Origin of the sequence: Martelella sp. HB161492, assembly GCF_013184775.1 — a bacterium.
GTDB lineage: Bacteria > Pseudomonadota > Alphaproteobacteria > Rhizobiales > Rhizobiaceae > Martelella.
On the sequence record NZ_JAATVV010000001.1, the window covers coordinates 317,803 to 337,628 of the forward strand.

Below are 19,826 nucleotides of genomic sequence, written 5' to 3' on the forward strand. Positions count from 1 at the left end.
GGCCATGGCAGGCGACTTCAGGCTGAGCGATGTTGTGCTCGATGAGAGCATCGGCCGCGCCTCGCCCGATGTCGAACACGAACGGGCGGTCGCCATTTTCGACCTGCTGGAGGAAAACAGCTTCCATCCGCTCGGCCATGATGGCGGTCCCTACAAGCTGACCCTCTCGCTCGCCGAGAACAAGCTTGTCTTCGATATCAGGCTTGAAAACGGCGATCCCGTCGCCACCCATATCCTGTCGCTGACGCCGTTCCGCCGGATCGTGAAGGACTATTTCATGATCTGTGAAAGCTATTACGAGGCGATCAAAACCGCCTCGACCGCGAAGATCGAGGCCATCGATATGGGACGGCGCGGTGTCCACAATGAAGGCTCGCAGACATTGCAGGACCGGCTGAAGGGCAAAATCGAGATCGATTTCAACACGGCAAGGCGGCTTTTCACCCTGGTTTGCGTGCTTTACTGGCGCGGTTGAGCGCCCTCTTGCCGCGCGGCGCGCATTCCACTAAATAGGCGCTAACGTTCACGACCGGCCGCTTCATCGTTTTTTGCCCGCATTTCGCGCATAGCCCCGCAAACTGCGCGCAAAAGCGGCCTGATCGCCATGAAACAAGGTTCACAAATCTGACGGGAACGTGTAGTTTCCGCCGCAAATCGAAGAGGGATCGGCAAAAGCGCCTTGATCCCGACAAGGAAAGACAAAGACTAGATGGCAAAAGAAGAAGTCCTGGAATTCCCCGGCGTCGTCGTCGAGCTGCTGCCGAACGCGACATTCCGGGTGAAGCTGGAAAACGAACATGAAATCATCGCCCATACGGCGGGCCGCATGCGCAAGAACCGTATCCGCGTTCTCGCCGGCGACAAGGTCCTGGTGGAAATGACCCCTTACGACCTGACCAAGGGCCGGATCACCTATCGCTTCAAGTAAGTGGCGCCGCGAGCCATCGCGACCCTCAAGACCCCGCAGGCAGAAAGACAGGTTTATCCGTGGCCGCGCACCGATTGATACTGGCCTCCGCCTCTCCGCGCCGCGTTGACCTGCTCAGACAGGCTGGCATTTCGCCGGACCGGATCATTCCCGCCGATATAGACGAAACACCGCTTGCCGGCGAAACGCCGCGTGCGCTGGCCGGCCGGCTGGCCCGCGGCAAGGCAGAAGCTGTCATGGCCATGATGAAGCCGGCCGGGGATGAAGCGGGGACGCTTGTTCTTTCGGCCGATACGGTGGTTGCCGTTGGTCGGCGGATATTGCCGAAGGCGGAAACGGAAGCGGAAGCGCGCCATTGCCTGTCCCTGCTTTCCGGCCGCACGCACCGAGTCTATACCGGCCTTGCTGTGGCTGTGATCGGCGGCGATGCCCCCTCACTCAGGATCGTCGAAAGCCGCGTGAGCTTCAAACCTCTTTCACCGCATGAATGCGATGCCTATATCAGAAGCGGCGACTGGAAAGGCAAGGCTGGTGCCTATGCCATTCAGGGTCTGGCGGCAACCTTCGTGACCCGCATCCTCGGCTCCTATTCCGCCGTGGTCGGCCTGCCGCTCTACGAGACCGCAAACCTGCTTTCCGGCCGTGGTCTGGATGTCGCAGCGGGATGGACAGAAGAGAATAAATGACTCAGAAAGCCTCGATAGAACCACTTCGCAAGCCGCATCCCTGCCCGGAATGCGGGCGGCCCTCGAACCGTGAAAACTACCCCTTCTGTTCCGATCGCTGCCGCGACCTCGACCTGTCGCGCTGGCTCAAGGGCTCCTACAGCATTCCCGTCGCCGAAGACGAGTCGAAGCCCGACGGCTTTGACGGCGAATAGGGCCATTCCGCCGGGAAACGGCCTATTGCGATCGATATCCGATCATTTTTGAGATCTTTTCAACGTGAAGGCGCCCCGATGGCGCCTTTTCGCGCATCTGCAAACGACAAAGCGCTCTCGTAAACCGGCCTGACATTTTGCGACTGTCCTGACGCGCCAGAACATCACCTGGCGCGCTCCACATGCGGTTTCCGGTTCCATTCCGCGAAAGTCGATATAATTCACTTATAAGGTCGGACCGGATTTACTCAACCTATTTTTGACAGATTTCGCGCTTAGGATGATATATACGAATGATTAAATCATGTTTAGGTTGTTACCAGATAATCAAGCCTTCGGGCTATCAATGATGATGAACACCGTTCGCGCAAGTCGTTCCACCACCCAGTGATGATCCCATGACCAACAGCCGCACGACCGTGGAAAAAGATGTGAGCCAGACACTCACCGGAAAGATTGGTTCAGAGTGCCTCGAGCTGAAATCCGGCGCACGCAAGTGGCACCACGTCCGGCCTAACCGCATCGGCACCGCGGAAATGCTCCGGCTGCGGCCGCCGACAGAGGATCCCGTGGCTGTTGCCGCACAGCTGAAAGCAGCGTCGTTCTGGCGGCGCAAAGCCCTGCTTGCCAAAACCATTGCCGCAACGCCAGCGGCAGACAGATCGGCGCTGCTGAAGGCTCTGGCCGCCGATCATTGGCTGCAGCGGGATCGCCGCCTGCGTGATGCAGTCATGTTTGCCGCGCTAGAACATGCCGACGGCAACGACCTCACGCGGATCATGGGCTCGCTCTCGCCGGATCAGACGCTGAAAGCGCTTGTCGACCGGCCTCTGCCGGCAGCTTTATGCACCGTCGAGGAAAACGGCATTGCCGACGCTCAGCCCCGCCGCTGGCGCCTGATGTGCATGTCTGCCGTGCTCCTGTCCTTCACGCTCGCGGCCTGCGGACTGACGGAACTCGTCTACAGTCTTCGCTAGAGCGCCGTGCGTCCTTTTGGACGCACCGGGACTCTCTATCTTATTGAATCTACGCATCGGCCGGAAAAGCGGCGAGAGGCTCTGCAGCCGCAAACACGTGGCAACGAAGTGCACGCCAGCGCCGCGCCCGAATGGCACGCCCGTGCATTCGCCCTGTGAAGATCCCGCCGCCGCTCTCTGGCCCTTTGCCTTAACCCGCCGTCATGTCCACAGCATATTGCTGCCAGGCGCCGCCCGGAGCCATCGCGGCGGACAGGGCGGCAAGATTGGCGCGCGCCTGCTCTGCCGAGACACCTGATGTCGCTATCCGCTCGGCCTCGGTAAGGTCGCCATTCAGTGCGACGACAATGGCCAGATTGAGCCGTGTATCCGGCGGAGCATCTGGTTGGGCAAGGGCCTGGCGCAGAGCCTTTTCCGCCGCACCAAGATCATGTGTCAGCACATAGGACGTGGCCATGTCCGTTAAAACCGCCGGATTGCCGGGCGACAGATCCAGCGCGTGACGATAGGCCATCCGCGCATCAAGCTGCTGGCCAAGCTGATCAAGGACCTGACCTTGCTGATCGAATCCGCGCCAGTCACGCGGATCAAGCGCGGTGGCGCCACGGGCGCTGCGCAGGGCATCGGGATAGTGGCCGAGCGCAGACTGGGCCTTCGAAAGATAAAGCTGGCCAGCCATGGACCTCGGATTGCGCTCCACCACCGCCTGCATGACGGTCTCAGCCTGCTGATACTGGCCTGTCGCCTTCAGATATTCAGCATAAGCGATGCCGCTTGCCGGATCGCCCGGCGCCATCTGATACCCCCTCTCAAGTCGCGGACTGATCGCCGCCAGCTCCGCCGGCGTCATTGTCGCTATCCCGTCGACAGGACCCGCCACGGGCGAGGAAAGCCCGTCTCCCCGATAACTGGCGCAAGCCGAGACAAGCACCATCGCCGCGCCCAGAGCCAGTGCGGCAATTCCAGAACCATATCCAGATAGAACCAAAGCCTTTTCTCCCCCAAAGCAAGTTTATCTCGTGATAAGCATGAGAATCACGTCTGTTCGACCTTGCTGCAGTGTTGCAGAATCATTCCCGGCAGAACAGATTCATCAGTGTCATCGACGCGGAATGATGGACGGATTTTGATGCAACCGAGACGGCGCCTAAATCACAAGACAAACATGTCAGCGCCCGCCTTTCCCCTCTCGCCTGCCGCAGACATATGTGTTGCGGACCATAAACGGATCCCGGAGTGCTAATTCATGGAACTTGACCGGCGCCTGCATGCCTTTCGTAGCGACCTCGCCGACAGCAGATTGTCCGGGCTGATCAGGTCTGAACGCTTCGTCTCGCCGGAAAAGGCACAGGTGATCGTGCCTGTCGCGCCATTGCGGCCCGAACCCAGAGCCAATGCCGGGATCGACACCCAGCTTCTGCTCGGCGAAACGGTGGATGTCTTCGAGCAGAATGATGGCTGGGCCTGGGTCCAGGCCCGTTTCGATTCCTACGTCGGCTATCTGCCCGCCACCATGCTGTCGCTGCGCGAACCGGCCGTGACCCATATTGTCAGCGCCCCGCGCAGCTTTCTCTACCCGGAAGCCGATCTGCGCACAGGCCCGGTCAGCGCACTGTCGATGGGCTGCCGGCTCGTCTTCACCGGAGAGGCGGAAACACGCGGCGCCCGCTATCTGACCTGCTCGGATGGCACTGCCGTCTTCGCCGATCATTGCCACCCTGTCGACACGGTGATCGAGCCCGACCCGGTGAAAACCGCGATCCGGCTGATCGAAACACCCTATCTTTGGGGCGGACGCTCCGGGCTTGGCATCGACTGTTCCGGCCTCGTGCAGATGGCGATGATGCTGGCCGGCTACACCGTGCCGCGCGACAGCGACATGCAGGAGCTCATGGATGGCGAGCCCTTGACCCGCAAGGCGCTGAAACGCGGCGATCTCGTTTTCTGGAAGGGCCATGTCGGCATGATGGAAGATGAAAATATCATGATCCACGCCAATGGTGCGACCATGCGCGTCAACCGTGAGCCGCTTGACCACGCCATCAGCCGCATTGCCCGCCATTACGGCCGCCCGACCAGCTGTCTGCGGCCGGCCGCTTTTGTCTGATCCGGCCTCAGTGGCCCAGACCGCGCGTTCGGGACAATTCAAATGAAAATGCGCCGCGCATCATCCCTGATGCGCGGCGCATGGCCTCTAGAAGGTAGCGGTCGGCTTTACTTGCGCGCCTTCAGCGACACAACAGCCCCGTTTTCTTCCGCCCCCTTGGGCTCCTCATAGGCAACGCCTTCCTGGTAGGCTCGGCCATAATAGCTGTCCAGCAGGACCTGACGGATTTCCGAGATCAGCGGGTAGCGCGGATTGCTGCCCGTGCACTGATCGTCAAAAGCCTGATCCGAAACATGATCGACCTTGTCGAGGAAATCGGCTTCCGGCACACCGGCAGCCTGGATCGAAGCCGGAATTTCGATTTCCTTCTTCAATTCCTCAACCCAGTTGATCAGGTTCTCGACCGACTGTTCGTCCGTCTTGCCGCCGAGACCCAGATGGCGGGCGACTTCGGCATAGCGGCACAGCGCCTTCGGACGGTCATACTGGCTGAAGGCCGTCTGCTTGGTCGGATTGTCAACCGCATTGTAGCGAATGACATTGGCAATCAGCAGGCCATTGGCCAGACCGTGAGCGAGGTGGAATTCCGCGCCGATCTTGTGGGCCATCGAGTGCGAGACACCGAGGAAGGCATTGGCAAAGGCGATACCGGCAAGGGTTGCGCCATTGTGGACCTGTTCACGGGCCTTGGGATCACTGGCACCATTCTTGTAGGCCGAAGGCAGATATTCCTTCAGGAGCTTCAGCGCCTGCAGTGCCTGACCATCCGAATATTCGTTCGCCATTACCGAGACATAGGCTTCAAGAGCGTGGGTCACGGCATCGATACCACCGAAAGCGGTGAGCGACTTCGGCATATGCATGACGAGATCGGCATCGATGATCGCCATGTTCGGGGTCAGTTCGTAATCAGCGATCGGATACTTCACGCCGGTCTGTTCATCGGTGACAACGGCAAATGGCGTCACTTCCGAACCGGTGCCCGAGGTCGTCGGGATGGCAACGAACTTGGCCTTCACGCCGAGCTTGGGGAACTTGTAGATGCGCTTGCGGATATCCATGAAGCGCAGCGCCAGATCGGCAAACTCGACTTCGGGATGCTCATACATCACCCACATGATCTTGGCGGCATCCATCGGCGAACCGCCGCCCTGGGCAAGGATGATGTCCGGCTCGAACGAGCGGGCCAGTTCCCAGCCCTTGCGGACAACCGCCAGCGTCGGATCGGCCTGAACGTCGAAGAAGGTTTCGACTTCGATGCCAAGGCCCTTCAGCACGGTCACGGTTTCATTGATATAGCCGTTTTCGAACAGGAAGCGGTCGGTAACGATCAGGCAACGCTTCTTGCCCTTGAGCTCTTCCAGAGCAAAGGGAAGCGCACCACGACGGAAGTAGATTTCCGGCGGAAGCTTGTGCCACAGCATGTTTTCAGCCCTCTTGGCGACCGTTTTCTTGTTGATCAGGTGCTGCGGGCCGACATTTTCCGAGATCGAGTTGCCGCCCCACGAACCGCAGCCGAGCGTCAGCGACGGCGCCAGGCGGAAGTTGTAGAGGTCACCGATGCCACCCTGCGAGGCGGGCGAGTTGATCAGGACACGGGCGGTCTTCATCTTCTCGCCGAAGCTGGCGACGCGACCCTGCTGCAGATCCTGATCGGTGTAGAGCACCGAGGTGTGGCCGATACCGCCAAGGGCGACCAGATCGGCTGCCGTCTGGCAGGCCTTCTCGAAATTCTTGGCGCGGTACATGGCAAGCGTCGGCGAGAGCTTTTCATGCGCAAAGACTTCCTCGTCGCTCACATCTTCCACTTCGGCGATCAGCACCTTGGTGCGCGGCGGAACATCAATACCGGCCATCTTGGCGATCTTGACGGCCGACTGACCGACGATATCGGCGTTGAGTGCACCGTTCTTCTTCATGATGATGTCGCGGACGGCACCGGCTTCATTGCCCGACAGGATGTAGCCGCCATGGCTGATGAAGCGCTCACGCACGGCATCATAGACCTTGTCGACGACGACAACCGACTGTTCCGAGGCGCAGATCACGCCATTGTCGAAGGTCTTCGACATCAGGATCGAGGCAACGGCGCGCTTGATATCGGCGAATTCGTCGATCACGGCCGGCGTGTTGCCAGCACCAACGCCGATCGCCGGCTTGCCCGACGAATAGGCCGCCTTGACCATGCCGGGACCACCAGTGGCCAGGATCAGGTTGATGTCTGGGTGATGCATCAGGGCGTTCGACAGCTCAACGGTCGGCTCATCGATCCAGCTGATGATGTCCTTCGGCGCACCGGCCTTGACGGCGGCTTCAAGCACGACGCGGGCGGCCTGGCAGGTCGAGTGACGGGCACGCGGATGCGGCGAGAAGATCACGCCATTGCGGGTCTTCAGCGAAATCAGCGCCTTGAAGATTGCCGTCGAGGTCGGGTTGGTGGTCGGCACGATCGCGCAGATCAGCCCGACGGGTTCTGCAAGCGTGAGAATGCCATATTCGGGCTCTTCCGAGAGCACGCCGCAGGTCTTCTCGTCCTTGTACTTGTTGTAGATATATTCCGAGGCAAAGTGGTTCTTGACAACCTTGTCCTCCATCACACCCATTCCCGTTTCCTCGACCGCCATGCGGGCGAGCGGAATGCGGGCGTCAGCGGCGGCAAGCGCCGCGCAGCGGAAGATGTAATCAACCTGCTCCTGAGTGTAATTGGCAAACTTCTGTTGCGCCGCCTTGGTCCGGGCAACAAGCTGGTCAAGTTCGGTCGTGCTGATGGCCGGCATGGGTTCTCTCCTGCGCTTCAACGCCATTACGACAATGGCTTCCTGATCATGTGGCGGATGTCTGAAGCCGGTCTTGGGAACCCGACCTCATCACGTTCAAATCTTCACTTCCGATACAGGGTCTTTTTGGCACCTGTACGACAGACGCCTTGCCCGTTCTATCCGGACCGATGAAGACCTTCCGTCTCACCGGGGGCAGATATAAATCGTTTTAAACGGCGTTCTTTTGATCGGGATCAACCGAACGGCGCTTTTCTTTCCATTTTCGGAATTTTCTTTTGTCAATTTTGTGAAAGGCGGTTTTCCGCCATCGCGGAACACCCCCGCCACCGCATGCGACATGGTTATCGAAAAGAAAAGAGACTTCAAGCCCCAAGTCAGACAAATCAAAAAAAGCCCGGCTGAACTGTCAGCCGGGCCTGGTAATACTGCTTTCGAATTATCTCAACTCTGGAAACGCTTCAGCCGCAGCGCATTGGTCAGGACGAACACGCTGGAAAGCCCCATGGCGGCGGCGGCCAGCATTGGCGACAGCAGCGTGCCGTTGACCGGATAGAGAATGCCGGCGGCAACAGGAATGAGCACGACATTATAGGCGAAGGCCCAGAACAGGTTTTGCGCGATATTGCGCATGACCGCCCGCGACAGGCGGACCGCCGAAACGACGCCGCCGAGATCGCCCGCCATCAGCACCACATCGGCCGTTTCAATGGCAATGTCCGTTCCGGTACCGACGGCAATGCCGATATCGGCCGAGGCCAGTGCCGGGGCATCATTGATGCCGTCCCCGGCAAAGGCGACGGGGCCGAACCGGGTCCGCAACGCCTTAAGCGCCGAGACCTTGCCGTCGGGCATGACGTCGGCAATAACCGTGTCGATACCGACTTCAGCCGCGATCGCGCGCGCCGTCTTTTCATTGTCGCCGGAGATCATCGCCGTTTTCAGCCCTGCATGATGCAGGGCGGCAATGGCGTCGCGGGCTGAAGGCTTGACCGGGTCGGCAACGCCGATCACGCCCTCAAGCCTTCCGTCGACCGCGACGAAGATCAACGAGCGGGCCTGTTCCGAAAGCTTTTCAGCCCCGGCATCAAGCGCGGCCGTATCGACTGCGAGCGAGCCCATCAAACGCCTGGCGCCGATTGCGACCCTGGTGCCATCAATGGTCGCCGTCAGCCCCAGCCCCGGCAGGGCTTCGAATGCGCTGGCGGCCGGAACCGCCAGCCCCTTCTGTCTGGCGGCGGCGATAATCGCTTCAGCAAGCGGGTGCTCCGACCCGGCTTCGGCGGCGGCTGCGAGCCTCAGCAACGCATCGTTGTCACCGCCTTCGCGCAGCAGAATATCGGTCACTTCGGGGCGGCCCTCGGTCAGTGTCCCGGTCTTGTCGAAGGCAACCAGCGCAGTGTCGCGCAATTGCTGGAGCGCTGCGCCATTGCGGAACAGCACCCCGATCTCGGCTGCCCGGCCGGTTCCGACCATGATCGAGGTTGGCGTGGCAAGCCCCATGGCACAAGGGCAGGCGATGATCAGAACGGCCACCGCATTGATCACGGCAAAGGTGAGTGCCGGCGACGGACCGACAAGAAGCCAGATCAGGAAGGTGATGAAGGCGGCCGTCAGCACGGCGGGCACGAAGACGGCGGTCACCCGGTCAACCATGGCCTGGATCGGCAGCTTTGCCCCTTGCGCGGTTTCAACCATCTTGACGATCCGTGCCAGAACCGTGTCGGAACCGACAGCGGTGGCGCGGAATGAAAAGCTGCCGGTCTTGTTGATCGTGCCGCCGGTCACGGCATCGCCGTCCTTCTTTTCGACGGGGACCGGCTCGCCGGAAATCATCGCCTCGTCAACATAGGATGAACCCGAGGTCACGACACCATCAACGGCGATCCGCTCGCCGGGACGGACGATGACGACATCACCCTTCTTCAGTTCACCGATCGGCAGATCGACCTCGCCATCGTCCCGTCTGACCCGCGCGGTTTTCGGCTGCAGTCCCATCAGATGACGGATTGCCGCCGAGGTTCGCCCCTTGGCCTTGGCCTCCATGAACCTGCCGGCCAGAATCAGCGTCACGATGACGGCGGAGGATTCGAAATAGACCTGGGCCGAGCCTTCGGGAAAGATCTGCGGCGCAAAGGTCGCGACGGTGGAATAGAGCCATGCCGCACTGGAGCCCAGCATCACCAGCGCGTTCATGTCCGGCGACAGCCTGCGGAAGGAGGCGATCCCATGGACATAGAAACGCCGGCCGGGGCCGAACTGAACGATGGTTGCCAGCACGAAGTAGAAGAGATGCAGCGGAAAGGTCCCGACCGAGGTCATCAGCTGGTGGCCAAGACCGGGAATGAGATGCGACCCCATTTCCAGAACGAAAAGCGGCAGGGTGAAGATGGCAGCAATGCCAAGATCGCGCTTCAGCGCCTTGCGCTCGGCCTCGCGGGCCTCATCCTGTGCGGCGGCGGCATCCTGAACATTGCCGATCCGATGCGGCTCGAAACCGGCTTTTTCAATCGCGGCCTCGATATCATCGAGTGCCACCGTGGCAACGGCTGAGACCTGTGCCCGCTCGGTCGCCAGATTGACATTGGCAGCCATCACGCCCGGCACTTTCATCAGCGCCCGTTCGGTGCTTTTGACACAGGATGCGCAATGCATGCCGGAAACGCCGATCTCGAATTCGCGACGCGGCACGCCGTAGCCGGCCTTCTCGATCGCGGCAACGACGCGCGCACGCGCCGAAGGATCTGAAAGCGCGACATCGGCGGCCTCGGTCGCCAGATTGACGGAGACCGTTTCCACGCCCTCGACCTTGCCGACCACACGTTCCACGCTCCGGACACAGGATGCGCAGGTCATGCCCGATACGGGGAGGTGAAGTGTGAGCCTGCTGTGGCTGGCAGGCTTTTGAACTGCCTGTTCCATGAAAACGCTCCTTGGCTGGTTCTCTGCGGGCGGCGCGGACGGCTCAGCCGACCACGTCGTAGCCCGAATCTTCCACCGCCTCGACCGCCTGATCACGGCTGGCGGGGCTTGCAAGCTCGAAGCTTGCCGATTTACCTTCGAGATTGACGCTGACGCCGGAAATGCCGTCGATGGCATTGAGCGCCTTCTCGACCTTCTCGACACATTTGCTGCAGCCCATGCCATCGATGGATAATGTCATTTTCTCAGTCATGTTTGATACTCCCGTCTTGAGGATGATCTGAAGATGGGGCTTCCAGTGACTGGAAGGTCAAGAGGCTTTCTCGACTTTTCGTGCAGCAGGGCAAATTGCCCCTTGCCCTGAGGCAAACGCGCTGTCTTTGCTGCAGACAGGACCAGCCTGCAGGAGGAATGACATGGACCTCAATCTCTGGATCGCCTTTGCCGCCGCTTCCACCGCGCTTGTCTTCATACCGGGGCCGACCGTGCTGATGGTGCTGAGCTATGCGCTGAGCCAGGGCCGCCGGGTGGCGCTGGCAACGGCGGCTGGCGTCGCCGTCGGCGACCTGATCGCCATGACAGCGTCCCTTGCCGGCCTTGGCGCACTGGTTCTCGCATCGGCAGAGCTGTTCTCCGTGCTCAAATGGATTGGCGCTGCCTATCTCGTCTATCTCGGCATCCGCCTCTATCGCAGCGCCGGTCAGTTCTCGCCCGACCCAGCCGCGACTGCGGCAACTCTGCCGTCGAAACGCATTTTCCTTCACGCCGCGATGGTGACCGCACTCAATCCGAAATCCATCGTCTTCTTCATTGCCTTCGTTCCGCAGTTTGTCGATCCGGGCCAGGCGCTCATGCCGCAATTCGCCATTCTGATCTCCACCTTTGTCGGCCTCGGTGCTGCCAACGCCCTGATCTATGCGCTTCTGGCAGACCGGCTGCGAAGCCGGCTCCTGTCCCCGGCTTTCGCGGCGCTGGTTCCGCGGCTCGGCGGTGGGGCGCTGACGGCGATGGGCCTTGCCACCGCGATCTCCGTGCGGACACGCTGATGGAGAAAGTGCTGATCTATGGCGCTGCCGGCGACAGGCTTCTGGTCTTCGACGAACCCGACTTTCCGTTCGTGCCCATGCAGGTGCCCGGTGGGACGCTGGAGCCCGGCGAAGATGCACTGACGGGTGCCCAACGCGAATTCTACGAGGAAACGGGGCTCAGCGGAGCGGCGGTGTGGCAAAGTCACGGATCCTATCTGTCCGTTCGCTGGGACAGAGACGGTCAAAAGCACCGCTACCGCCGTCATGTTTTCTCCGTTACGCTTGCCGGCACGCCGCAGCATGAATGGATCCACTTCGAAAATCATGCTTTCGACGGAGGTCCGCCGATCCGCTTTCGCCTGTTCTTCCTGCCGTGGAAGGAAGCCCGGGCACAGATCGGTCTTGCCATGGATGCCCCGCTTTTCTGGCCGTCACTGCAATCGGTTTTCGCCTAAAGCGGAACATATGAAAGCCTTTGCCTTGCGCAGCCAAGGACAACAAGATTGACGTCCGGCAGTTCCAGCGCTAAATAGCGCTCTCCTGTGGTGATTTGGCCGGCCGGCTTGCAGCCACGTTAAACAAGTCGCTAAAGGGCCGCCGGGTGTCTTTTTATTGCCCCTTGCGACCGGCCTTGCGATTTGCCTGCGGCCGGTTTTTGTTTGGGATGGTGAAGACGATGCCTATCAAGATTCCCGATGCGCTGCCCGCCTATGAGACGCTTGTTGCCGAAGGTGTGCGGGTCAAGACGGAAACCGTTGCCGCGCGGCAGGATATCCGCCCGCTGCAGATCGCGCTACTCAATCTCATGCCGAACAAGATCAAGACCGAGCTGCAGATCGCCCGGCTGCTCGGCGCTTCGCCGCTGCAGGTGGAACTGACGCTGGTGCGCATCGGCGGCCACCAGGCCAAGAATACGCCGATCGAGCATCTGCTGAACTTCTACAACACCTGGGAGGAGATCAGCGACCGCAAGTTCGATGGCTTCATCATCACTGGTGCCCCGGTGGAAACCCTCGATTTCGAAGAGGTCACCTATTGGGACGAACTGAAGCAGATCCTCGACTGGACCACCACCAACGTCCATTCAACGATGAATATCTGCTGGGGCGCGATGGCCGCCATCTACCATTTCCATGGCGTGCCGAAACATCTTCTCGACAAGAAGGCCTTCGGTGTCTTCCGCCACCGCAACCTGAAGCCGGCCTCGATCTATCTCAACGGCTTCTCCGATGATTTCCAGATCCCGGTCTCGCGCTGGACCGAAGTGCGTCGCAATGACATCGAAAGAGCCGACGGCATCGAGATCCTGATGGAATCCGATGAGGTCGGCGTGTGTCTTGCCCATGAGGAATTCGCCAATCGCCTCTACATGTTCAATCATGTGGAATATGATTCCTCCTCGCTGGCGGATGAGTATTTCCGCGACGTCGCCGCCGAGGTGCCGATTGACCTGCCATTCAATTATTTCCCCGGCAATGACGAGACCCGCGCGCCCCTCAATCGCTGGCGTTCGCACGCACATTTGCTGTTTGGCAACTGGATCAACGAGATCTACCAGACCACCCCCTATCTGCTCGAAGAAATCGGTCAGGAACGTCAGGCCCCGCTTGCGGGCTGACAGCTTCCGGCGCACAATCCGCGCCACACAAATCGATTTGAATTCGCATTGGAGGAGTGAGCACCATGGCTCAGCCGGAACGGGAAGTCTTCGGGACGACGGAGACGGGGGAAACGGTTTACCGCGTCACGATCACAGGCGGCGGACTGACCGCCAAGATCATCAACTGGGGCGCGGTCATCCAGGATCTGAGAATGGACGGCCATGATGCGCCGCTGGTGCTCGGTTATCCGACCTTTGAACCCTATCCGGCCCATTCTCCCTTTTTCGGCGCGACGCCCGGACGATGCTCCAACCGTATCGGCAACGGCGTCTTCACCCTTGATGGGGTCGGTTACCAGCTCGACCTGAACGAGAATGGCGTCAGCCATCTGCATGGCGGTTTCAACAATACCGCCGTCAGCCTGTGGGAATTCGAGGAAATCGCCGAGGACCATGTCACCCTCGTCATCACCGACCAGGAAGGCCGCGGCGGCTATCCCGGCAATACGGTGATCCGCGCCCGCTATGCGCTGTCCGGCAATGGCACGCTTTCGGTGATCTACGAGGCAGAAACGGACAAGGCGACGCTCGCCAATCTCTGCAATCACTCCTATTTCAATCTTTCCGGCGAGGAGACGATTTTCGGCCATGAGCTGATGATCGCCGCCGAACATTACCTGCCGACCGATGACAAGCTGATCCCCACCGGTGAACTGCGCCCGGTAGACGGAACCGAATTCGATTTCCGCGTGGCAAAACCGATTGGTCAGCTTGGCACGGACGGGCTGCAGGTGCCCTATGACAGCAATTTCTGCCTGTCGTCGGAGCGCGGCGCCAAGCGCAAGGTGGTTGAGGCGTTCTCACCGGTCTCCGGCATCCGTCTCAGCGTTGCCACAACGGAGGCAGGCGTGCAGTTTTATGCCGGCGTCCATGTCGGCGATCCTGCCCCCGGCCTTGCCGACAAGCCCTATGGCCCCTATGCCGGCTTCTGCCTTGAAACCCAGGTCTGGCCCGATGCCATCAACCATCCGGGTTTTCCCAATGCGGTTCTGCGCCCCGGCGAGACACTGGTGCAGGACACGGATTACATCTTCGAAAAGGCGTAACCCTGAACGCGTCAGCTTTAGATGCGTTATCGAATGAAGGCGGCGATGTTTGTCTTTTCCAAACTGTTCTGGATTGCCATTCAGCCGCTGGTGATGAGCCTGATTCTTATCTTTTTTTCGCTCCTCGCTCTTGCAGCGGGGAGCAGCGTGCTGTCCGGCCTTTTCGGCGGGCTCGCGGCACTCATCCTTACAGTGACATTATTTACCAATGCCGGCACCATGGCCATGCTGGTGCTGGAAAAGCGCTTCAGCCGCCCCCTGCTCGAGCAGCCTCCGGCGGCAGCAATCGTGCTCGGCGGTGGCATCAATACCAGCCTTTCGGCCGCACGCGGCGGCTATGCGCTGACCCGTGCGGGCGAGCGCTATATCGAGGCCGTGCGGCTGTCACGGCTCTATCCGGCGATGAAAATCGTCGTGTCAGGCGGCGATAACGCCATCGGCCGCGCCACGGAAGGCGAGACAGCCCCGGCGCTCCGGCTTTTTGCCGCCCTCGGGGTCGAGGAGAAGAGCCTGCTTCTGGAGCCCGCATCACGCAATACGGCGGAAAATGCCGCCTTCACCGCTGAATTGCTGCAGCAGGCGGATTTCAGCGGCGCAGTGCTGCTGATCACCTCCGCCTATCACATGCCGCGGGCCATGGCGCTATTTGCCGCGCAAGGGGTCGCGGTCCGGCCATGGCCGACCGATTTTCGCACCCGCGGCGACGAGCGCTTTGGTTTCAGCCTTGACCGGCCATCTTCCAATGCGGACATCACCAGCTCGGCAATCCGCGAATGGTTCGGCCTCGTGACCTATCGGATGATGGGGCGTACGGGGGAATTTCTGCCGTCAGAAAAAACGTGAGCCGGCGCGTCAGCCGCGCTTCGGGCGCAGCCGGACAACAATATCGACATGGGCGATTTCCATGCCTTCAGGCGGCTTGGGCAATTGTTCCAGCGACAGACCGCTATTGGGAATGTCGATCACCTCATTGTCACCCTCGATGAAGAAATGATGGTGATCGGAGGTATTGGTGTCGAAATAGGTTTTCGCCCCTTCGACGGCGAGCACGCGAATCATGCCCGCATCGGTGAACTGATGCAGCGTATTGTAGACCGTCGCCAGCGAGATCGGGAAGCCGGCGGTCAGCGCCTCGCCATGCAGTTCCTCAACCGTCACATGCCGGTCGCCCTTGGCGAAAAGCAGATCGGCCAGCGCTACACGTTGACGTGTCGGCCTGAGGCCGCACGCCCGGAGCCTGTCTTCAGACAGGTGATTTTCGATTGCAACCGACACTTTCGTCAATTCAGAAAACCTATACGCTAACAAAAGCCAATTACCATCAGCATATAACCGGATTGAGAATCGCTTTCAATAGTCACACCCTTGCGATGGCGGAAATTAGAGGCCAAATACGGTGCGAATACGGATTCGCTCTGGCGGCAGGCAATCGCTTCCTGTATGCGGTCGGGTGGACCGATCTGGTGACGGTTTCTGAGATTTTGGTCAGGAAGCGCTTGCGTGGAGTGTCGCAACGTGTTTTCCCCTTATCTTGAACAAGCGAACGAGAAACCTTCGCCGAACGAAGGGAAGCAGAGTTTTTATGGAAAAAAGACAGTCGCGTTTCGATTATGAGGATCTTCTCAAATGTGCCCGGGGCGAGCTTTTCGGTCCCGGCAACGCGCAATTGCCGCTGCCGCCCATGTTGATGGTCCATCGGATTACGGAGATTTCGGAAACCGGCGGTGCCCATGACAAGGGATTTATCCGCGCCCAGTACGATGTAAGCCCCGATGACTGGTATTTTCCCTGTCACTTTCAGGGCAACCCGATCATGCCGGGCTGCCTCGGGCTGGACGGCATGTGGCAGCTGACCGGCTTTTTCCTGGGATGGCTGGGTGAGGAAGGCCGCGGCATGGCGCTTTCCACCGGCGAAGTCAAATTCAAGGGCATGGTTCGCCCTACGGTCAAACTTCTGGAATATGGTATCGACTTCAAACGCGTCATGCGTGGCCGCCTGGTCCTTGGCACAGCCGATGGCTGGCTCAAGGCCGATGGCGAAACGATCTATCAGGCAAGTGACCTGCGCGTCGGCCTGTCCAAGGACAAGACTGCCTGAGGCAGCCCGCCTGACGCGAGATATGAGGAGAGGTCTATCAAAATGAGACGTGTCGTCGTCACAGGTTTGGGCATCGTGTCGTCTATCGGCAATGATGCGACCCAAGTCACAGCTTCGCTGCGCGAGGCAAAATCCGGAATTTCATTTTCACCTGACTTTGCCGAGCACGGTTTTCGGTGCCAGGTCTGGGGCCGGCCCGATATCGACACATCGGATATGGTCGACCGCCGCGCCATGCGCTTTCTGTCGCAGGGCGGCGCCTGGAACCATGTTGCGATGAAGCAGGCAATCGCCGATGCCGGCCTTGAGCCGGCCGATTACGAGGCCAATGAGCGCTGCGGCATCATCATGGGCTCGGGCGGTCCGTCGACACGCACCCTGGTGGATGCTGCCGACATTACCCGCAAGAATACCAGCCCGAAGCGGATCGGCCCCTTCGCGGTTCCAAAATCCATGTCGTCGACGGCCTCGGCAACGCTGGCCACCTGGTTCAAGATCCATGGTGTGAACTATTCGATTTCCTCGGCCTGCTCGACCTCGGCGCATTGCATCGGCAATGCCGCGGAGATGATCCAGTGGGGCAAGCAGGACATGATGTTTGCCGGCGGTCACGAAGATCTCGACTGGACCATGTCGAACCTCTTCGATGCCATGGGCGCCATGTCGACGCATTTCAATGAAAGCCCCGCCACGGCTTCGCGGGCCTATGACAAGGATCGCGACGGCTTCGTTATCGCCGGCGGCGCAGGCGTTGTCGTGCTGGAAGAGCTGGAACACGCAAAGGCCCGCGGCGCAACGATCTATGGCGAACTCGTCGGCTATGGCGCGACCTCTGACGGCTATGACATGGTTGCCCCTTCCGGCGAAGGCGCAATCCGCTGCATGCGGCAGGCGCTGGCGACGGTTCACGGCGAAATTGACTATATCAATACCCATGGCACCGCCACCGAAGTGGGCGACAGCAAGGAGATTGGCGCGATCCGCGAAGTCTTCGGCGACAAAATCCCCCATATCCAGTCGACCAAGTCGCTGACCGGCCATTCGCTCGGTGCTGCCGGCGCGCAGGAAAGCATATATGCGCTGCTCATGATGAAGGAACGCTTCATCGGCGAAAGCGCGCATATCGAAACGCTCGACCCTGAATTCGAAGGCGTTCCGATCGTCAGAAGCCGAATCGATGATGCAAAGATCGATACGGTTCTCTCCAATTCTTTCGGCTTCGGCGGCACCAACGCCACGCTGGTTTTCCAGCGCTACAACGGATAAGCATATGACCGGACTTATGCAGGGCAAGCGCGGCCTGATCATGGGCGTTGCCAACGACCATTCTATCGCCTGGGGCATTTCCAAAGCACTCTACGAACAGGGCGCCGAACTTGCCTTCACCTATCAGGGCGAAGCCCTCGGCCGGCGCGTCACGCCGCTGGCAGCTCAGGCAGGCTCCGATCTCATTCTCCCCTGCGATGTGGAGAATCTTGACAGCGTCGATGAAACCTTCGATGCGCTCAAGACCCGCTGGGGTTCGATCGATTTCCTCGTTCACGCCATCGGCTTTTCAGACAAGAGCGAACTGAAGGGACTTTACGCCAACACGACGCGCGAGAACTTCGTCCGCACGATGGTGATCTCCTGCTTTTCCTTCACCGAAATTGCCAAGCGCGCAGCGGTCCTGATGAAGGATGGCGGCTCGATGCTGACGCTGACCTATGGCGGCTCCACCCGCGTTGTGCCGAACTACAATGTCATGGGTGTTGCCAAGGCGGGGCTTGAAGCTTCGATGCGCTATCTCGCGGCCGATTATGGCCCGCAGGGTATTCGCGTCAACGCAATTTCGGCCGGTCCGGTGCGCACGCTGGCCGGTTCCGGCGTTGGCGATGCCCGCCTCGTCTATGCCTGGCAGCAACGCAACACGCCGCTGCGCCGCTCCACCACGATCGAAGACGTCGGCGGCTCGGCGCTCTATCTTCTTTCCGACCTTTCCGCAGGCGTGACCGGCGAGATCCACTTCGTCGACAATGGCTACAATGTCATGTCGATGCCGATTCCGGAAATGATGCGGCGCGGCGAACCCGAACGCTGAACCAGCCAAGACAGAAATTGACGTATTTCAACCGCCGGAACCCGTTTCCGGCGGTTTTTTGTATGCGCATTGTCGTGGACGCACCCTGGCTCGCGACAAAAATGCTGCACTTGCGAACAAACAAAGCGAAAATCTGAAACGTTTTCGGCCCCGACGATCATCAGTTGATCTCAATCATGGAACAGCAACCCAAACAGGAATGTAACGCGAGACAGAATTAAACAGGACCGCGACGGTCCACTTCCGGGAGCGGAAAAATGCAGATCAAGAAAACAATTGAAAGAATCCCTGGCGGGCTCATGCTTGTCCCGCTTCTGCTTGGCGCCCTGTGCAAGACGTTTGCGCCCGGAGCCGGCGCCTATTTCGGCTCCTTCACCAATGGTCTCATCTCGGGAACCGTGCCGATCCTGTCCGTCTGGTTCTTCTGCATGGGGGCAACCATCAGCCTGCGCGCCACCGGTACCGTGCTGCGCAAGTCGGGCAACCTCGTCATCGTCAAGGCGCTCGTTGCCTGGGGCGCAACCTTTGTGGCGGCAACCTTCCTGCCGATCGGCGGCGTTGAGGCCGGGCTTTTCGCCGGCTTTTCGGCACTCGCCATCTGCTCGGCGATGGATATGACCAATGGCGGCCTCTACGCCGCTGTCATGCAGCAATATGGCAGCAAGGAAGAGGCTGGCGCCTTCGTGCTGATGTCGATCGAATCAGGCCCGCTGGTCTCGATGTTCATCCTGGGCTCGGCCGGCGTTGCAAGCTTTGAACCGCATGTCTTTGTCGGCGCCGTCCTGCCCTTCCTGATCGGCTTCGCACTCGGCAATATCGACCCCGACCTGAAGGAATTCTTCGGCAAGGGTGTGCAGACACTGATTCCCTTCTTCGGCTTCGCGCTCGGCAACGGCATCGACCTGCACGTCATCCTGCAAACCGGCCTCGGCGGCATTCTGCTCGGCGTCATCGTCATCATCATCACCGGTGTTCCGCTGATGCTGGCCGACAAGTTTATCGGTGGCGGCAATGGTACGGCTGGCCTTGCGGCCTCGTCGACGGCTGGCGCCGCGGTCGCCAACCCGATGATCATCGCCGCCATGGTGCCGGAACTCGCCCCCGCGGCAGCCTCGGCCACGGCTCTGGTCGCGACCTCGTGCCTGATCACCGCCATCCTGGTGCCAATCCTGACCGGCATTTGGGCCAATCACATGAAGAAGAGGACCGGCGTCCCTGCAGAGGAGGTTGCCCTCACCGCAGGCCCGACACCGGCCAAGCCGGTCTAGCCGCCGGTCGATCCTCGCGCCTTACTGCCGGATCCCGCTTTCCGGCAATGCATGA

Annotated in this window: 20 protein-coding genes and 1 riboswitch; of the genes, 15 read left to right on the forward strand and 5 right to left on the reverse strand. The window is 60.1% G+C overall.

Annotated elements, in window-relative coordinates; all coding sequences use genetic code 11:
- Window positions 1-4 precede the first annotated feature (4 nt).
- From HCK86_RS01470 to HCK86_RS01490, 5 genes are all read left to right on the forward strand, one after another.
- A complete protein-coding gene (locus tag HCK86_RS01470) occupies window positions 5-475 on the forward strand; it encodes a UPF0262 family protein (protein WP_141147693.1) in 471 nt (156 codons plus the stop codon).
- Window positions 476-709: 234 nt separating this feature from the next.
- Window positions 710-928 carry a translation initiation factor IF-1 gene (gene infA, locus HCK86_RS01475; RefSeq protein WP_018067566.1) on the forward strand — a complete coding sequence of 73 codons (219 nt, stop codon included), beginning with the start codon at window positions 710-712 and terminating at the stop codon, window positions 926-928.
- A gap of 59 nt (window positions 929-987) precedes the next feature.
- Window positions 988-1,614, forward strand: a complete 627-nt coding sequence (locus HCK86_RS01480; protein WP_176082691.1) for a Maf family nucleotide pyrophosphatase — start codon at window positions 988-990, stop codon at window positions 1,612-1,614.
- Window positions 1,611-1,808, forward strand: a complete 198-nt coding sequence (gene yacG, locus HCK86_RS01485) for a DNA gyrase inhibitor YacG (protein WP_176082692.1) — start codon at window positions 1,611-1,613, stop codon at window positions 1,806-1,808. The genes HCK86_RS01480 and yacG overlap by 4 nt, the downstream gene beginning before the upstream one ends.
- Window positions 1,809-2,206: 398 nt before the next feature.
- Window positions 2,207-2,785, forward strand: coding sequence for a hypothetical protein (locus HCK86_RS01490; protein ID WP_176082693.1), 579 nt, complete (start codon window positions 2,207-2,209; stop codon window positions 2,783-2,785).
- A 190-nt stretch (window positions 2,786-2,975) separates the two neighbouring features.
- Here the strand turns inward: HCK86_RS01490 and HCK86_RS01495 are convergent, their stop codons facing one another.
- Window positions 2,976-3,773 carry a tetratricopeptide repeat protein gene (locus HCK86_RS01495; protein WP_176082694.1) on the reverse strand — a complete coding sequence of 266 codons (798 nt, stop codon included), beginning with the start codon at window positions 3,771-3,773 and terminating at the stop codon, window positions 2,976-2,978.
- A gap of 258 nt (window positions 3,774-4,031) precedes the next feature.
- Between HCK86_RS01495 and HCK86_RS01500 the strand changes: the two genes are divergently transcribed.
- The gene (locus HCK86_RS01500; protein WP_176082695.1) at window positions 4,032-4,892 is read left to right on the forward strand and encodes a C40 family peptidase; all 861 of its coding nucleotides are present in this window, start codon (window positions 4,032-4,034) and stop codon (window positions 4,890-4,892) included.
- Window positions 4,893-4,999: 107 nt separating this feature from the next.
- On the opposite strand, the gene adhE is transcribed toward HCK86_RS01500, so the two are convergent.
- The 3 genes from adhE to HCK86_RS01515 all read right to left on the reverse strand — a co-directional run bounded on the left by adhE (window position 5,000) and on the right by HCK86_RS01515 (window position 10,844).
- Window positions 5,000-7,669 (reverse strand): bifunctional acetaldehyde-CoA/alcohol dehydrogenase, encoded by a 2,670-nt coding sequence (adhE, locus tag HCK86_RS01505; RefSeq protein ID WP_176082696.1) that lies wholly within the window; start codon window positions 7,667-7,669, stop codon window positions 5,000-5,002.
- Window positions 7,670-8,113: 444 nt separating this feature from the next.
- Complete coding sequence (locus tag HCK86_RS01510; RefSeq protein ID WP_176082697.1) at window positions 8,114-10,591, reverse strand: heavy metal translocating P-type ATPase; 2,478 nt, start codon at window positions 10,589-10,591, stop codon at window positions 8,114-8,116.
- A gap of 43 nt (window positions 10,592-10,634) precedes the next feature.
- A complete protein-coding gene (locus HCK86_RS01515) occupies window positions 10,635-10,844 on the reverse strand; it encodes a heavy metal-associated domain-containing protein (RefSeq protein WP_176082698.1) in 210 nt (69 codons plus the stop codon).
- Between the two features lie 163 nt (window positions 10,845-11,007).
- Between HCK86_RS01515 and HCK86_RS01520 the strand changes: the two genes are divergently transcribed.
- From HCK86_RS01520 to HCK86_RS01540, 5 genes are all read left to right on the forward strand, one after another.
- Window positions 11,008-11,637, forward strand: a complete 630-nt coding sequence (locus tag HCK86_RS01520) for a LysE family translocator (RefSeq protein ID WP_176082699.1) — start codon at window positions 11,008-11,010, stop codon at window positions 11,635-11,637.
- The gene (locus HCK86_RS01525; protein ID WP_176082700.1) at window positions 11,637-12,074 is read left to right on the forward strand and encodes an NUDIX domain-containing protein; all 438 of its coding nucleotides are present in this window, start codon (window positions 11,637-11,639) and stop codon (window positions 12,072-12,074) included. The genes HCK86_RS01520 and HCK86_RS01525 overlap by 1 nt, the downstream gene beginning before the upstream one ends.
- Before the next feature lie 77 nt (window positions 12,075-12,151).
- A riboswitch (SAM riboswitch) is annotated at window positions 12,152-12,229 on the forward strand.
- A 66-nt stretch (window positions 12,230-12,295) separates the two neighbouring features.
- Complete coding sequence (metA, locus tag HCK86_RS01530; RefSeq protein ID WP_176082701.1) at window positions 12,296-13,237, forward strand: homoserine O-succinyltransferase; 942 nt, start codon at window positions 12,296-12,298, stop codon at window positions 13,235-13,237.
- Between the two features lie 65 nt (window positions 13,238-13,302).
- Window positions 13,303-14,325: an aldose epimerase family protein gene (locus HCK86_RS01535; RefSeq protein WP_176082702.1), complete on the forward strand. Its 1,023-nt coding sequence runs from the start codon at window positions 13,303-13,305 to the stop codon at window positions 14,323-14,325.
- Between the two features lie 45 nt (window positions 14,326-14,370).
- On the forward strand, window positions 14,371-15,168 hold the full coding sequence (locus HCK86_RS01540) for a YdcF family protein (RefSeq protein ID WP_176082703.1): 798 nt from the start codon (window positions 14,371-14,373) through the stop codon (window positions 15,166-15,168).
- A gap of 9 nt (window positions 15,169-15,177) precedes the next feature.
- Here the strand turns inward: HCK86_RS01540 and irrA are convergent, their stop codons facing one another.
- A complete protein-coding gene (irrA, locus tag HCK86_RS01545) occupies window positions 15,178-15,600 on the reverse strand; it encodes an iron response transcriptional regulator IrrA (protein WP_176082948.1) in 423 nt (140 codons plus the stop codon).
- Window positions 15,601-15,907: 307 nt separating this feature from the next.
- On the opposite strand from irrA, the gene fabA reads away from it, so the two are divergent.
- The 4 genes from fabA to kdgT all read left to right on the forward strand — a co-directional run bounded on the left by fabA (window position 15,908) and on the right by kdgT (window position 19,771).
- On the forward strand, window positions 15,908-16,423 hold the full coding sequence (gene fabA / locus HCK86_RS01550; protein WP_141147707.1) for a 3-hydroxyacyl-[acyl-carrier-protein] dehydratase FabA: 516 nt from the start codon (window positions 15,908-15,910) through the stop codon (window positions 16,421-16,423).
- 42 nt (window positions 16,424-16,465) lie between these two features.
- The gene (gene fabB, locus HCK86_RS01555) at window positions 16,466-17,689 is read left to right on the forward strand and encodes a beta-ketoacyl-ACP synthase I (RefSeq protein WP_176082704.1); all 1,224 of its coding nucleotides are present in this window, start codon (window positions 16,466-16,468) and stop codon (window positions 17,687-17,689) included.
- 4 nt (window positions 17,690-17,693) lie between these two features.
- A complete protein-coding gene (fabI, locus tag HCK86_RS01560) occupies window positions 17,694-18,503 on the forward strand; it encodes an enoyl-ACP reductase FabI (protein WP_176082705.1) in 810 nt (269 codons plus the stop codon).
- Between the two features lie 257 nt (window positions 18,504-18,760).
- On the forward strand, window positions 18,761-19,771 hold the full coding sequence (gene kdgT / locus HCK86_RS01565; RefSeq protein ID WP_176082706.1) for a 2-keto-3-deoxygluconate transporter: 1,011 nt from the start codon (window positions 18,761-18,763) through the stop codon (window positions 19,769-19,771).
- Window positions 19,772-19,826: the final 55 nt, after the last annotated feature.